This is a genomic window from Shewanella glacialimarina (assembly GCF_020511155.1).
Classification (GTDB): Bacteria; Pseudomonadota; Gammaproteobacteria; order Enterobacterales; family Shewanellaceae; genus Shewanella; species Shewanella glacialimarina.
Window position 1 is genome coordinate 3,185,427 of the sequence record NZ_CP041216.1, and the last position, 15,525, is coordinate 3,200,951.

Genomic DNA, 15,525 nt, shown 5'->3' on the forward strand with positions numbered 1-15,525 from the left:
AGACTTTATCGCCCTTCATTATGCTTTACAGCCACTATACAACTCTGGCGAAGCAACTTCTTTAAAATATTCTTGCAGGAAAATATCAAAATTAGGCATAGATTCAGATTCTATCTGCTGCTGTTTGTCTAATGATGATTCTGCCTCATCTTTATATTGCTGCTCAATTTCATGACTTAATGGATAAGTGCATAAAAAATCATGGTAATTATTAGCGAGTTGTTTAACCCAGTCGCCATGATCCACATTTTTAGTGATAATTTCATTAAGGACACGGCCAGAAAGTGTTTGGCTAGGATCTTCAATCGCACCAGCCCAATGGCTTAATGCGTTTTGATAACTGTAGCCATGCTCACCGTCTAATAAAGTGGCGAGTCGAGACAAGTCAGCAAACAAATCGGTTAGCCACACTTTAATATCAATATCCTGGCCATTTTGCTTAAGCATTAGCCCAGGCTTACGTCCTTCTAACACCACAGCTTTTAGGTTTGCCGCAATTTCTTTCTCGCCTTGATCATCGGTCAGTGCTGACGGTGACAATAAGCAATACAGTAAGAATAAATCTAAAAAGCGTACTTGAGTGGCATCAATACCAACCGGGCTAAATGGATTAACATCCAGTGCTCGTACTTCAATATATTCAACCCCTGCACGCATCAGAGCCTGTGAAGGTTTTTCGCCCGATTTTGTCACGCGTTTAGCACGAATAGGCGAGTAAAATTCATTCTCAATTTGCAAAATATTATGGTTTAGCTGACGGTATTCTCCGTCCACATTAACGCCAATTTGTTCAAACTTTTTCGATGGCATTTTAATCGCAGCTTGCACACCCGCTAGATACTCGGGCAGCGAGTTATAGCTGATATTCAGCGTATCTTGTTCTTTATTGGTATAGCCTAAATCACTCATGCGTAATGATGTGGCATAAGGTAAGTAAAGTGTGCCTTTTCCGGTTTTTTTAAAATCAAAATCAACGGTTTGATCTTTCACAAACGATGAACATAATGCGGGAGTAGAGCCAAATAAATATGGCAACACCCATACCAAACGGCGATAATTTCGGATCAAACCAAAATAAGATTCAGAAATAAACTCACAACGGCTTAATGAGTCTGAACGCATCTGCGGATTATTAGATAGTTTATTATCAAATAAGCGTTGCCATAGCTCTGCTGAGACAGAAAAGTTAAAATGCACCCCAGAAATAATTTGCATTAACGCACCGTAGCGATGAGTTAAGCCTTTTCTATAGAGGGTTTTCATCAGGCCGTTGTTTGACACACCATACTGTGCCACGGGAATATTTTTTACATCGCCAACATAACAAGGCATGCTAACGGGCCATAATTTTTGGCCGTTTAAGTTCCGCACTGTGTAAGCATGGGTTTGCGTTAACTCTTCAAGCAACTCATCAATGTCATTGTGCACTGGGGTAATAAACTCAAGCAAAGCTTCACTGTAGTCAGTGGTGATCCTTGAATGTGTTAATGCAGAACCTAAAGCTTGTGGATGTAAATCTTGTGCTAACTGGCCGTTACCTTCGATACGTAAAGCTTCACGCTCAATACCACGGAGCATACCGAGTAAGGCTTCGCGCCCTTCGCTGTCGCCAAGTTGGTCGACAATTTCATTGAAAGATTTCAATATTCTATTCTCTATTGATTAATTCGCGTGATTAAATACGATTGGTATCAGTAGACCCGATGATACCCGAGATTATTACCAAATTGGCAAAAAAACTGTAAACAAAAACGGCAACAGAAATTCTGCCGCCGTTTTAACTAGAACAAATACTGATATTGGGGTAAATCAGATCAATTCAAGTCAGCTATATAGGCAATTAATTTAACACTTCAATTGGATAGCCCAATGGCGCAAGCTGTGGCTCAATGACTTTTTTATCACCAACCACTAATATCACCATAGTATTGATATCAAGTAGCGATTTGGCAAGTGAGTTTAATTCAGTGGTGGTCACTGAATTAATGATCTGAGTTTGCTCAGCGGTAAATTGATGGTCTAGCTGATAACGCTGAATTTTACGAATAAAACCGGCCTTTTGATAAGGTGTTTCAAAGTCCAACGCTTGTCCTTGAGTAATCGAATTGCGTAAAAATGCTAATTCTGTTTCATTCATACCAGACTGCTGATAGGTTTGGATCTCATTAATAAACTCGCTAATCGCCGCCCCTGTGACATCACTTCTAACACTGGCGGAGGCGATAAACTCGCCGCTGTCTTCTTGGCCACTAAAGCCTGTTCTGGCGCCATAAGTGTAACCTTTGTCTTCGCGTAAGTTTAAATTTATGCGGCTATTGAATGCACCACCCAATGGGTAATTCATTAAGTTAGCTTTAAAATAATCACCGGTAACATCATAGGTTAATGCGCGTTTACCAATATTAATCACCGACTGCGCCGCATCTGGCTTATCGATAATATAAATGGTTGCAGGTTTAGCGTGGATCCGTTTATCAATAGGTGAAAGCACACTGGCGTTACCCGCCCAATGGCTAAATCCATTAAGCATAGGTATCACATCAGCTTTGGCTAAATCAGACACCAACACCATTTGCGCATTACCAGCAGTAAATTGCTGTTGATAAAAATCTTTTACATCATCAAGGGTTAATGCCGATACCGATGCCACTGTGCCTAAATCGCTACTGCCCATGGCGGTATTATTGCCATATAACAAGGCAGAAAAACCATTGCTGGCCAGAAAACTCGGATTGGTCATTGCTTGTTGCAAACTTTGTAATTGCTGCTGTTTAACGCGTTCGAAGTCTGCACTGACAAAACCAGGCTGGAATAAACGCTCTTCAACAATGCTTAAGGTTGCGGCAAGGTTTTTCGACAAACTCGATATTTGCACATAGGTTTGTGACTCACCTGCGCTAACACTGACATTAGAACCTAACATTTCTAATGCTTGAGCTAACTCTTCTGTTGAGCGCTTATTGCTTGATTCATCCATCATAGCTGCGGTTAGCTTGGCTAGTCCGGCTTTTTCAACAGGCACAGTACGGTGGCCGCCTTCAAGGTAAATCACTAGCTCGACTGTCGGTGTCTCTTCACTTTCAGTGCCCATCACCTCAATACCATTGCTTAAGGTGGCAGACCAAAGTGTCGGCACAGTCAACTGTGGTGCGTCACCCGGAGCTGGTATTAAAGCGCGATCAAAGTGTGATACAACAGGCTTAATATCAACCAGTCCTGTCACCGCATCTTCTGCAATGGCTAAGGTTTTGGGTTCAAAATTATCTGCTTTGGCAATTAACTGTGATTGACCTTCAGGCACCACACTCATCACCACTCTAGGTTTATCTTTGATGTATTGATTAAATACCCGCATAACATCTGCTTTGGTCACGCTATTGTAACGGGCTAAATCTTTAGCTACTCGGTTAGGGTCACCATAAAAGGTTTCGTTTGAGGCCAAAGTTGCCACCTTGCCAGCGACACTTTGCAACCCAAAAATAGTACTGGCTTCAAACTGTACTTTAACCTTTTGTAGATCCTCTTCAGTGACACCGCGTTGCTCAAACTCAGCAATAGATTCATTAATTTTAGCTTCTAATGCGTCTAGTTTGCCGCCATTGGCAGGATTAGCTAGGGCATACAAAGTAAATTGGCACATCAATTCTTGGCATGGATGACTAACCGATGATTGCACCGCAAGCCCATCTTTAACTAAGTTTTTGTATAACAATGACGTTTGACCGCCACCAATGATATCAGCCAGTAAATCTAATGCCGCTTCATCAGGGTGACCGGCATACACTGTTGGCATACCCACGTATAACAAAGGCAGATGTACTTTATCTTCCATTGAAATATAACGGGTCTTATCTAAAGTGACCGCTGTTTTAGTAGTAGCATCCACTTTAGGTCCTGAAGGGATTTCACCAAAATATTGGTTAATCCAGGCTAAGGTTTGCGCTTCATCAAAATCACCACCAATGGTTAATGTGGCGTTATTAGGCCCATACCAACGTTGGAAAAAGTGCTTCACATCATCGACAGTGGCACGTTCAAGATCGTCCGGCCAACCAATAACTGGCCATGAATAAGGGTGCCCTTCAGGATAAAGCGCTTGTGCAAAACGCTCGCCTAAACGGCCATAAGGGCGATTATCAATCCGCTGTGCCCGCTCATTTTTAACGGTTTCACGTTGTACTTCAAATTTTTCACTGGTTAAAGCAGGTAACAAGAAACCCATACGGTCTGACTCTAACCAGAGCATTTTTTCTAACTGATTTTTGGGTACAGTTTCAAAATAATTAGTTCTATCGGAATTGGTTGTACCATTTAGTGTACCGCCCGCTTCGGTAACCACTTTAAAGTGTTGCTCATCGGCGACATTTTGTGAGCCCTGGAACATCATATGTTCAAATAAATGGGCAAAACCACTGCGTCCGGCTAATTCCCGTGCCGAGCCCACATGATAGGTCACGTCAACGTGTACAAGGGGATCTGATGTGTCTTGATGCAGAATCACCGTTAGCCCATTGGCCAGCTGATATTTTTTGTAAGAAATGCCAATCTCACTGTCAGCAGCGACAATCGTTTCAATTAAACTGACTCCTGCTGGTAAGCTGGTTTGCTGTGTAATGGAACTAACACTACTATTCGTCTTTTCTGCTGCACATCCGGTGATTGCCGCACTAATCGCGACCGCAAGTATCCACTTTTTCAAAAAACACTCCTTGAGTTTATATCGCTAAATGATCAAATTGCTGCCATAAAGACAAACACAATTAAACTATAGCGTACTGTTTTACCGATAAAAATCATTATGGTTGAGCTTACCATAGGTAACTTTAACCACCCGGCAATTAAGCACAAGATGTCACCAATAAGCGGTAGCCAAGATAACAGTAATGCCCATACCCCAAAACGTTCAAACCAACCTAGTGAACGTTGATAATACTTGTTATCAAAATCAGCTGGTGATTTTGCAAATCGTCCAGCTCGGCCTAAATAATAACTCGTGACGGCACCTAAGGTATTGCCCAAACTGGCGACTATTAATAACCCTAGCCAAGATTGGTTGTCTTGTTGCAACAAACCAATAAGTAAAACTTCTGATCCTCCCGGTAACAAGGTGGCAGCTAAAAAAGCCCCAGAAAACATCAACCATAATTCTGTCAAAATGTACCCTTATGATTTTAAATACTATTTCTCATACTTTTACACAAAAAAGTGTTTCATTATAAAAGTTGTTGCACTGTAAAATTTATAATTATATTAACATTGATATATATAATTATAAGTTATATCAAATTAACGTTGTTTGTCTTTATTTGCCTCTCTAGAATGCCATTAAATTTGCTTCATCTACCTAGAATGCGTAACTTACACGATTGATCCACGCCGCAATAGACGGATGCATTATTCATAATCAACACATTCATTTTTTGTAGCTATAACTTACAATGATAATAAACTGAGAATCCCGATGATTTTAGACACCTTTAACCGTATTCCATTTTGGCAGAAAGTCCTCGCAGGCTTCATATTAGGGACGCTTGCGGGTGTCGCTTTAGGCGATGCTGCAATTATCCTTAAGCCATTGGGTGACCTATTTATTAGCGCGATCAAAATGTTGGTCGCCCCGCTAGTCTTTTGCGCCATTGTGGTCAGTATTACCTCGTTAGGCAATCAAACAAACTTAAAGCGCTTAAGCTTGAAAACCTTAGGCCTATTTATGCTGACGGGCACGATAGCTTCATTTATTGGTTTAGCGGTTGGCAGCTTAATCGACATGGGTGGTTCACTTGAATTAGCCACTACCGAAGTGCGTGAACGTGACATTCCTGGGTTTGCCCAAGTATTACTCAATATGATCCCGGTTAATCCATTTGCCTCTTTAGCTGAAGGTAAAGTTTTACAGATTATTGTATTTGCAGCCTTAGTCGGTATTGCAATTAATGCCGTCGGTGAAAAAGCTGAACCATTGAAGAAGGTCATGGAAGCCAGTGCTGAAGTGATGTTTCAACTGACGCGCATGGTATTAAAACTGACCCCGATTGGTGTATTTGGCTTAATGGCTTGGGTTGTTGGCGAGTACGGTTTAAGTACCTTACTACCATTAGGTAAATTTATTATTGCCATTTATATTGCTGCGTTCATTCACATTATTTTTGTTTATGGTGGATTGATTAGATTTGCCGCTGGCTTAAGCCCGGTAAAGTTTTTCCGCAAAGCCATGCCTGCTCAGCTGGTTGCCTTTAGTACCGCATCGAGCTTTGGTACCCTACCTGCTAGTACACGTTGTACTGAAGCAATGGGCGTATCAAAACGTTACAGTGCCTTTGTACTGCCGTTAGGCGCGACCATGAACATGGACGGTTGTGGTGGTATTTACCCTGCTATTGCCGCTATCTTTATTGCTCAAATCTACGGTATCCCCTTAGATATGACTGATTACATGCTGATTGCCGTTACCGCCACGGTTGCCTCTGTAGGTACCGCTGGCGTACCCGGCAGTGCAATGGTGATGTTAACTGTTACCTTAGGTGTTATCGGCTTGCCCCTTGAAGGCATTGCATTTATTGCCGCCATTGATCGCATTATTGATATGATCCGCACCGCGACCAATGTCACCGGTGACATGATGACCGCGGTTGTTATAGGCAAAAGCGAAGGTCAATTAGATATTGAGCAGTTCAACTCTGAAGAGACACTCACTGAACAGAAAATCGCTTAACCAGCGTTGAAAGGACTTATGTTTGATTGAGTACCTTTAAGTCTGTTGATGCTAAAGCAATAAATGCCAATATCACGTTAATGATATTGGCATTTTTTATCGCCTATCCCGCAGTCTAATTCGGTTCATAATAGGGTTATTCTGCATGCGGTCTTTTTACATAACCTCACCTACAATAACGTCAAAATCTTATACTCAGGTAACAAAAAAACCAAAAATATCCTGCTAACATATTTATTTTTACAATAAGAGTCTTTGTTGCAAGGTGTTCGCTGAGTAAGAAAATGCGTATTTCATACTTACGCAGCATTCTTGTATAAAGCACAAAACAGTTTATCTAGAGCATATAAATGCAATATTAATATCATTAAACTGTCACGCAAGTTAACTAAATTGTCCGCTTTATATTACAGAATTCTATTCAGGACGTTAGTTTATGAAGCGATTTACTCAAGGTAAGGCAACACTTTTAGTGTCTGCAATTATGACCACAATGTTATTAACAGCATGCAATGGTGATGACGGGCAAACAGGTGCCGCGGGGACTAATGGCGCAAACGGAACTGATGGCAGTATAGGATTATCAGCATTAGTCGCGGTAACCCCCATTACGGCAGGTCATGCGCAGTGCCCCTTTGGTGGACAGCAAATTGAAACCGGATTAGACGCCAACAGTAATGGCGTACTGGAGTCTAGTGAAGTTGATAGCCTACAAACTCAAGTGATTTGTAATAACAACCTAAATACCCTGAGTGTTGATTTAGTCGGCCGTTATCAATCAGGTGTCTATGGACTTAGCGCCGCTGAAATCGTTGACTATCACTCGACTAGCCAAAGCGCATTTGTGGTCAATGCCCAAAGTGGCAAGGTTGATGTGTTAGATTTATCACAATTGACTCAAACACCCGTTGAAGCTGAAGCAGGTTATAGTTTAAATAATATCACCAAAAAAACTGAATTGAATATCAGCGGCGATACAGGGTTAACTCTATTAGGTGCAGTTAACAGTGTCAGTGTGTCGGGTAATTTATTAGCCACGGCCGTTGAACGTGCTGATTCATTAGGTAATGCGACTCAAGGCAATGGTATTGTTGCCTTTTATCAATTATCAGGCAGTGAATTACCTGTCTACTTGTCATTTGTTGAAGTGGGTGCGTTACCTGACAATGTCGCTTTCACGCCTGATGGTAGTGTGTTGTTAGTTGCTAATGAAGGTGAGCCGAACAGCGCTTATGATGTCGATCCTGAAGGGTCTATTGGGCTTATTGCCATCACCAATGGTGTACCGGCAACATCGGCTACCATGATTGATTTTAAAGATTTTAACCTAGGTGGTTTACGTCATGCTGAACTTAGCCCATTAATTAAAATCAATGGTCCAGGAGCTAGCGTAGCGCAAGACTTTGAACCTGAGTACATTTCAGTCTCTCCAGACAATCAATATGCTTATGTTAGTTTACAAGAAAACAATGCCATTGCGGTGATTGATATCAAGGCGGCAAAGGTAAAAAATATTATCGCATTAGGCCTTAAGAATTTTGGCTTAGATACCAACAAAATAGACGCTAGTGATAAAGACGATGCGATAAACTTACAAACTTACACTGGTGTTTATGGCATGTATCAGCCAGATACGATTGCCAGTTATCGCTGGAACAATGCTGACTTTATCGTGACAGCCAACGAAGGCGATGCTCGAGATTATGCAGGGTTTTCTGAAGAAGCTCGCGCTGCGGACCTAAGTTTAGACCCTAACCAGCCACAGTTTGCCACCGCACAAGATAAAACCCAACTGGGACGTTTAAAAGTAACCACCAGTATGGGCGATGACAATAATGACGGGTTAATGGATAAAATTGTTGCCTATGGTGGTCGTTCATTTTCAATTTGGACAGCTGATGGTCAACAAGTATTTGACAGTGCTGGTGACTTTGAGCGTATTACTGCGGCGTTATTAGGGATGAACTTTAATAATAACAACGATGAAAACAAAGGTGACAGCCGCAGTGACGATAAAGGACCAGAGCCAGAAGCTCTCGCTATAGGTCAGATTGGTTCAAATACTTATGCATTTATTGGTTTAGAACGCACTTCTGGATTTATGATTTACGACATCAGCAATCCTTTTGCTGTGTCATTCGTAGATTACGTTCATAATCGTAACTTTGATGCTGATTTTGCCATTGATACCGACACTGGTGGAGTTGAAGGTGATGCATCAATGGCCGGTGATTTAGGTCCTGAAGGGATGAAATTTATTGCTAGCCAAAACAGCCCAACAGGGGTGCCACTACTACTTATTGGTAATGAAGTCAGCGGCACAACTGCTGTATATCAATTACGATTACAGTAAGGTCATTGCCTCACTCAAGTAGATCCTAAATATATAAGGTTTACTTATCGCTACATAATACAAAACGCCAAACATAATTTGCTTGGCGTTTTGTATTTATCCCTATTTTATAGAGATCGGCTATTAAATTTAAATTTCAACAAAAATAGTTACTCGATTATTCGTCATCTAGTGACATAGCTTCTTTTATTTCATCACTGCCAAAACCTTTACGGGATAAATACGCATACGCTTTCGACTTTTCTTTGTAATCCGATAAGTTATAACGTTTTTTAGCTAGCTGATCTTTACAGCTTTGATAGAAATCAACCTCTTCAGTTAAGGTTAACTGGTAAAGGGTTTCTTCAAAATCAGTCACGTCAATCAATCGCTGTTTAAGCTCCTGCAAGATAAGTGTTTTACCTTTGCCTTTATTAAATAGCTTAATAATTTCTGTTGTTAAATCAACTTTGTCAGCTTTTATCGCCAGCTTGCTGCGCAATGTGTCACTTTCAGGATGGTGGGATAATGCATGATCAATTTCTGCGCGTGAAAATCCTTTTGTAGTCATCTGGGTATAGACTTTTTCTTTACTGGTGCCATTAAAGTTATCAAATCTATTAAGTAGTCTAGACGTGGCCATTTCAAAGGTATCGACCTGTTGCTCGTGCATTACTTGCTCTATTGCTGTTTCAATGTCTGTTGCTGATAGACCGCGCAGTTGTAGTTTGCGCCTTATTGCGCCTGCACCTAGCTCACTGCTAAAGGCCGACTGGCAATAACGTACAGCGAAGTCGAAGTCATTTTTTAAATAACCACTTTCTACTAGTCTAGCCAGTACGATATCAATCCATTGTTGATTATCAGTTTTACGCGCTAGCTTGGTGCGAATTTCGTTAATAGTGAAGTCTTGCTGACCAAGATGCCAGTAAGCACTGTTAAAGACATTATCGATAGTTTTGGCTTGACGTAATGGGGCACGCTGCATAGAAATTGGTCTTTAAGTAACAAGTAATCTCAAACAGTGTAGCAGTTATGGCTAATGATGATTAAGCAAAAAATAAGGCCAGTACATGATGCACTGGCCTTATTTTAATAATATCGACACAGATTTCTAAGTGCTACTTCAATGTGTAGATATATAACTTTAAAACGATATTAGCCTAATACCGCTAATAAGACCCCAGCAGCAACGGCACTGCCTAACACACCAGCCACATTCGGGCCCATAGCATGCATTAACAAGAAGTTTTGATGATTAGCTTCCAAGCCAACCTTGTTAACCACTCGGGCCGCCATAGGCACGGCTGACACGCCTGCTGCGCCAATTAATGGATTAACCTTACCGCCTGATAACTTACATATTAACTTAGCCATCAACACGCCTGTAGCGGTACCAATAGAGAATGCCACTGCACCTAGCAGTAAAATGCCTAAGGTTTCAATTCGTAGAAATTGATCAGCTGACAGTTTAGATCCCACAGCTAACCCTAAGAAGATAGTGACAATATTGATAAGTTCGTTTTGTGATGTTTTAGATAGACGGTCAACTACACCCGATTCACGCATCAAATTACCCAAACAGAACATACCCACAAGTGGCGTGGCGGCAGGTAAAAACAAAATGGTTAACCCAACTACCATTAACGGGAAAATAATTTTTTCACGTTTACTGACTTCGCGAAGCTGCTCCATTTTAATGCTACGTTCAGCAGGAGTAGTTAACAACCTCATAATGGGCGGTTGAATTAAAGGTACTAACGCCATATACGAATATGCTGCTACCGCAATTGCGCCTAACAAATCTGGCGCGAGCTTAGAGGCCAGAAAGATAGCTGTGGGGCCATCTGCGCCACCAATAATGGCAATAGCAGCCGCATCTTGCATAGTAAACTCAAAACCTGGCACCCAATTTAATGCTATCGCACCCAACAATGTGGCAAAGATACCAAACTGTGCTGCGGCCCCTAATAGTAACGTTTTAGGGTTAGCAATTAAGGCTCCAAAATCGGTCATAGCGCCAACGCCCATAAAGATCAATAACGGAAAAACTCCCGTTTCAATCCCTATATGATAAGCGTACCAAAGCAAGCCGCCTTCATCGGTAAAGCCTGCATTGGGAATGTTGGCTAAAATGGCACCAAAGCCGATAGGCAATAATAACAAAGGCTCAAAGCCACGTGCGATGGCAAGATAAAGTAATAAACACCCTACGCCCATCATTAATACTTGCCCACCGGTGAAATGAGCAATACCTGTTTCGCCCCAAAAGGCCATTAATCCTTCCATAATGTCCTCTTACGCCAAATCTAATAATGCTGAGCCAACCGTGACACTGTCGCCTTGCTTAACCGCAAGATTAGTGACCACACCGTCTTCGTTCGCACGCACTTCAGTTTCCATTTTCATAGCTTCAAGAATGATAACCACTTCACCGGCTTTAATCGCTTGACCGTTAGCCACAAGCACTTTAAATATATTACCCGACAATGGCGCTGTCATACTGTATTTAACTGCACCAGTAGGCGCTGAGACGACTTGAGTAGGGGTAGCAGCATTAGAAGTAGCCACAGGCACTATTTGACTGATCTCACCACCCTGGCTTACCTGAACAACAAAACTTTGACCTTCTACATTAACGGTATAGGTTTCAGGGCCTTTTTCGTTATCCGCTTTAACCACTAAATCATCTGCTGAGGGCACAGGTTCAAAGGCATCAGGGTTACCCCGATTTTGTAGAAACTTAAGACCAATTTGATTAAATAAAGCATAGGTCATTACATCGTCGTCAGACTCAGCGGCCAAAGTAAAACCTTCTTCTTGGGCTTTAATGGCTAGCTCTGTTCGGAGCTTATCAAGTTCAGGGGCGATTAAATCAGCTGGACGACAAGTAATAGCTTTTGCTCCATTTAACACACGAGCTTGTAGCTCAGCATTAACCGGAGCGGGTGTCGCGCCATATTCGCCTTTAAACACACCTTCGGTTTCTTTAGTCATCGATTTGTATCGTTCACCCATCAACACATTGATAACCGATTGAGAGCCAACAATTTGTGACGTTGGTGTCACTAAAGGTAAGAAACCTAAGTCTGCGCGTACCCGTGGGATCTCAGCTAACACGGCATCCATCTTGTCTGCAGCACCTTGCTCTTTTAGCTGATTTTCCATGTTGGTTAACATGCCACCTGGCACTTGGGCGCGTAAAATACGTGAATCAATTCCCTTAAGTGCGCCCTCAAAACGGACGTACTTTTTACGTACTTCACGGAAATAAGCGGCTATCTCTTCTAAGAGCACCATATCGTAGCCAGTGGCCCTATCGGTATCTTCTACCATGGCCACTAACGTTTCGGTTGCGCTGTGGCCGTAGGTTTGGCTCATTGAAGAGATTGCAGTATCAAGCACATCAACACCCGCCTCGATGGCCTTTTGGTATGTCGCTGTGCTAAGACCTGTTGTCGCATGACAATGCATCGATACCATTAAGTCAGTTTGCGACTTTAAGCGGCTAATTAAATCATAAGCTTGCATCGGCTTAAGTAAGCCAGCCATATCTTTAATACATAATGAATCCGCGCCCATGTCTTCTAAGCGCTTAGCCATATCAACCCAAGTATCAAGGGTATGTACTGGGCTAGTGGTGAATGAAATCGTCCCCTGCGCGTGACCACCAACATTTTTAACCGCTTTAACGGCGGTTTCTAAGTTACGCACATCGTTCATGGCATCAAAAATACGGAACACATCAACACCATTGGTGTGTGCACGCTCTACAAAACGAGTGACGACGTCATCAGCATAATGGCGATAACCTAATAAATTTTGTCCTCGTAACAACATTTGCTGTGGCGTGTTTGGCATGGCTTTTTTGAGTTCACGAATGCGATCCCACGGGTCTTCGCCTAAATAGCGAATACATGAATCGAAAGTAGCGCCACCCCATGATTCTAATGACCAATAACCCACTTTATCCAGCAAGGAAGCAATGGGTAACATGTCATCAATACGTAAGCGTGTTGCAAGTAGAGATTGGTGGGCGTCACGCAGGACGACATCGGTGAGTAATAACGGCTTGCTCATAAAAGCTCCCAAAATAAATCTTACGCGCGATATTGATGAATCGCAGAAGTAATAGCGGCGACTAACTTAGGATTTAATCCTGTCGTTGATCCTGTGTTGATCTTTGGCTCTGGTGTTGGCTCAATAGGAACTGGACTGTATTTAGCCACTATTCCAATGCCGACAATTAAAATACTCAAGAAAATGAACACTAAGCCCATTCCCATCACCATAATGCCAAGCGCATCAACTAATTGTTGGCTGATCGATGCCATAGTCCCTCACTGTAATAAATACGACAAATATGTTCCATTGGGTAACATGCCAAGCTTTGACATGCGTATTAAGGCATGATGACTCGCGGCCTCGTTATTTCGCATTCATTTATTCAAAACCATTTTCAGAATAAATATTCAATTAATACTTGACCAGCTAATCAAGCCAACTTTAACAGAAACTGAATTCATATCCATTTTAACGGCTTTTGATGTTACAAAATATACACAAATTATAACAAAACCACTATCCAACTGTAAAATGGTCTTACCATAAATAATTACCAAAAATAGAAACAAATAAGAATTACATAACAAAAGCAGCCATTAACTAAGGATTACATAATAAACCTCACTTCCCATCTGACATACAAGAGTGTTACATCATTGTTGGCCAAACTGAACAGACAACCACCAACGATTTACCGCCACTTATTGTTCCAATCTTGAGCATTGAATAAAAATTTACTAAACATAAAAATAAAATCACAACTCTGTGATGGGATTGGTTATTTATAGTCATTAAAGATGATAAGTAGATTGAAAGATCACCAAAATGTCTATCGAAGATGAATATGGATGATTAAACGCAGGTAAATGAAATGATTAGAAATCGAAGGCAAAAAAAAAACCTGCTAATTAATAGCAGGTTTTTAAATGTGGTGCGCGTGGGAGGAGTCGAACCTCCGACCGCCTGGTTCGTAGCCAGGTACTCTATCCAGCTGAGCTACACGCGCAAAATCTTACTTAGCACTTAATGCCATCATTACATCAGATTAAAGTGCAGTGCACTATAACATCAATGAATGAATGGCGGAGAAGGAGGGATTCGAACCCTCGATGGGAGTTAAAGCCCATACTCCCTTAGCAGGGGAGCGCCTTCGGCCACTCGGCCACCTCTCCGTCAAATATGGTGCGCGTGGGAGGAGTCGAACCTCCGACCGCCTGGTTCGTAGCCAGGTACTCTATCCAGCTGAGCTACACGCGCAAATTTGTTTTATACAGTCTTTCTATTTTGAATGGTGCGGATGGAAGGAGTCGAACCTTCGACCGCCTGGTTCGTAGCCAGGTACTCTATCCAGCTGAGCTACATCCGCATTCAAAATCACAACAATAGAAATGGTGCGGATGGAAGGAGTCGAACCTTCGACCGCCTGGTTCGTAGCCAGGTACTCTATCCAGCTGAGCTACATCCGCATCGATTTAACTATTGTAAGAAATGGCGGAGAAGGAGGGATTCGAACCCTCGATGGGAGTTAAAGCCCATACTCCCTTAGCAGGGGAGCGCCTTCGGCCACTCGGCCACCTCTCCGTTTTCTTGGCGCACATATTACTGTTTGCCGAAAATAAGTCAAACCCTTTTTCCAAACCACTAACCATTTGAACTGTTTTTAAGCACATTGAGGGGTTTAACAGCAAATAAGACTCCAAATGCTCTACTTATTAAGTGAATAAATAATATTAGCTAAATAAAATACTTTCTCACCTATTACAATATTTGCAGTCAAGCTAAACAAAACTTTACCGCGTTTAAAAACAAAAAAGTCAGCAAATGCTGACTTAGTCGTTTCAATATCTAACAAAAACTGCTTAGAAATTACCACTATCAGATGAGTCTGACTTTTCAGATTGGATCCGTTGGTAAATTTCTTCACGGTGAACAGATACTTCTTTGGGCGCATTGACACCAATACGTACTTGGTTACCCTTGACACCTAATACTGTGACAGTGACTTCATCACCAATCATCAATGTTTCGCCTACACGACGAGTCAAAATTAGCATATTGGTTACTCCTTTAGTTCACACTGCATAACACGCTTTGTCCGTAATATGCGTTATTATAGGGTTTGCTCAGTAAAAGTCATAGTAACTTCAAATACAAAGTTTGACTATTAAGCATATATAATTCAAAAATTAACAAATGAGCTAATACCAACATAAAAGTGCATCGACATTAGATCATACAAAATGACAATTACGATAAATAGTTAACAAACCCGTTATGCACGACATATTAAACCATTTTCGAACCAACTTAAGTGTTAAGTTAACCGCGCTGTGATAGTGACCAGCAGCAAAACTGTGTTAACTATGCCAAAAGTGTCAATGACACTCAAGCCTTAAAGTGTAATAACCCTGCTTTA

General features: G+C 41.6%; 10 protein-coding genes and 6 tRNA genes. 2 read left to right on the top strand and 14 right to left on the bottom strand.

Annotated elements, in window-relative coordinates:
• Positions 1 to 18: 18 nt before the first annotated feature.
• The 3 genes from gshA to FJ709_RS13960 all read right to left on the bottom strand — a co-directional run bounded on the left by gshA (position 19) and on the right by FJ709_RS13960 (position 5,154).
• A complete protein-coding gene (gene gshA / locus FJ709_RS13950) occupies positions 19 to 1,644 on the bottom strand; it encodes a glutamate--cysteine ligase (protein WP_226410636.1) in 1,626 nt (541 codons plus the stop codon).
• Positions 1,645 to 1,840: 196 nt separating this feature from the next.
• Complete coding sequence (locus FJ709_RS13955) at positions 1,841 to 4,699, bottom strand: M16 family metallopeptidase (protein ID WP_226410637.1); 2,859 nt, start codon at positions 4,697 to 4,699, stop codon at positions 1,841 to 1,843.
• A 32-nt stretch (positions 4,700 to 4,731) separates the two neighbouring features.
• Positions 4,732 to 5,154, bottom strand: coding sequence for a YqaA family protein (locus tag FJ709_RS13960; protein WP_226410638.1), 423 nt, complete (start codon positions 5,152 to 5,154; stop codon positions 4,732 to 4,734).
• Between the two features lie 307 nt (positions 5,155 to 5,461).
• Here FJ709_RS13960 and FJ709_RS13965 point away from each other — a divergent pair, with 307 nt between their 5' ends.
• Positions 5,462 to 6,712, top strand: a complete 1,251-nt coding sequence (locus tag FJ709_RS13965; RefSeq protein WP_226410639.1) for a dicarboxylate/amino acid:cation symporter — start codon at positions 5,462 to 5,464, stop codon at positions 6,710 to 6,712.
• Positions 6,713 to 7,148: 436 nt separating this feature from the next.
• Positions 7,149 to 9,065: a choice-of-anchor I family protein gene (locus tag FJ709_RS13970; RefSeq protein WP_226410640.1), complete on the top strand. Its 1,917-nt coding sequence runs from the start codon at positions 7,149 to 7,151 to the stop codon at positions 9,063 to 9,065.
• Between the two features lie 157 nt (positions 9,066 to 9,222).
• On the opposite strand, the gene FJ709_RS13975 is transcribed toward FJ709_RS13970, so the two are convergent.
• The 11 genes from FJ709_RS13975 to csrA all read right to left on the bottom strand — a co-directional run bounded on the left by FJ709_RS13975 (position 9,223) and on the right by csrA (position 15,163).
• Entirely contained in the window at positions 9,223 to 10,032 is an 810-nt protein-coding gene (locus FJ709_RS13975; protein ID WP_226410641.1) for a RecX family transcriptional regulator, read from the bottom strand.
• A 170-nt stretch (positions 10,033 to 10,202) separates the two neighbouring features.
• Positions 10,203 to 11,333 carry a sodium ion-translocating decarboxylase subunit beta gene (locus FJ709_RS13980; protein WP_226410642.1) on the bottom strand — a complete coding sequence of 377 codons (1,131 nt, stop codon included), beginning with the start codon at positions 11,331 to 11,333 and terminating at the stop codon, positions 10,203 to 10,205.
• Positions 11,334 to 11,342: 9 nt separating this feature from the next.
• Entirely contained in the window at positions 11,343 to 13,124 is a 1,782-nt protein-coding gene (gene oadA, locus FJ709_RS13985; protein WP_226410643.1) for a sodium-extruding oxaloacetate decarboxylase subunit alpha, read from the bottom strand.
• 20 nt (positions 13,125 to 13,144) lie between these two features.
• The gene (locus FJ709_RS13990; protein ID WP_226410644.1) at positions 13,145 to 13,378 is read right to left on the bottom strand and encodes an OadG family transporter subunit; all 234 of its coding nucleotides are present in this window, start codon (positions 13,376 to 13,378) and stop codon (positions 13,145 to 13,147) included.
• A gap of 660 nt (positions 13,379 to 14,038) precedes the next feature.
• Positions 14,039 to 14,115, bottom strand: a tRNA-Arg gene (locus tag FJ709_RS13995).
• A gap of 74 nt (positions 14,116 to 14,189) precedes the next feature.
• Positions 14,190 to 14,281, bottom strand: a tRNA-Ser gene (locus tag FJ709_RS14000).
• Between the two features lie 8 nt (positions 14,282 to 14,289).
• Positions 14,290 to 14,366, bottom strand: a tRNA-Arg gene (locus FJ709_RS14005).
• 32 nt (positions 14,367 to 14,398) lie between these two features.
• Positions 14,399 to 14,475, bottom strand: a tRNA-Arg gene (locus FJ709_RS14010).
• 23 nt (positions 14,476 to 14,498) lie between these two features.
• Positions 14,499 to 14,575: transfer RNA gene (locus FJ709_RS14015), tRNA-Arg, on the bottom strand.
• Between the two features lie 23 nt (positions 14,576 to 14,598).
• A tRNA-Ser gene (locus tag FJ709_RS14020) sits at positions 14,599 to 14,690 on the bottom strand.
• Positions 14,691 to 14,968: 278 nt separating this feature from the next.
• Complete coding sequence (csrA, locus tag FJ709_RS14025) at positions 14,969 to 15,163, bottom strand: carbon storage regulator CsrA (RefSeq protein ID WP_226410645.1); 195 nt, start codon at positions 15,161 to 15,163, stop codon at positions 14,969 to 14,971.
• Between the last annotated feature and the right edge of the window lie 362 nt (positions 15,164 to 15,525).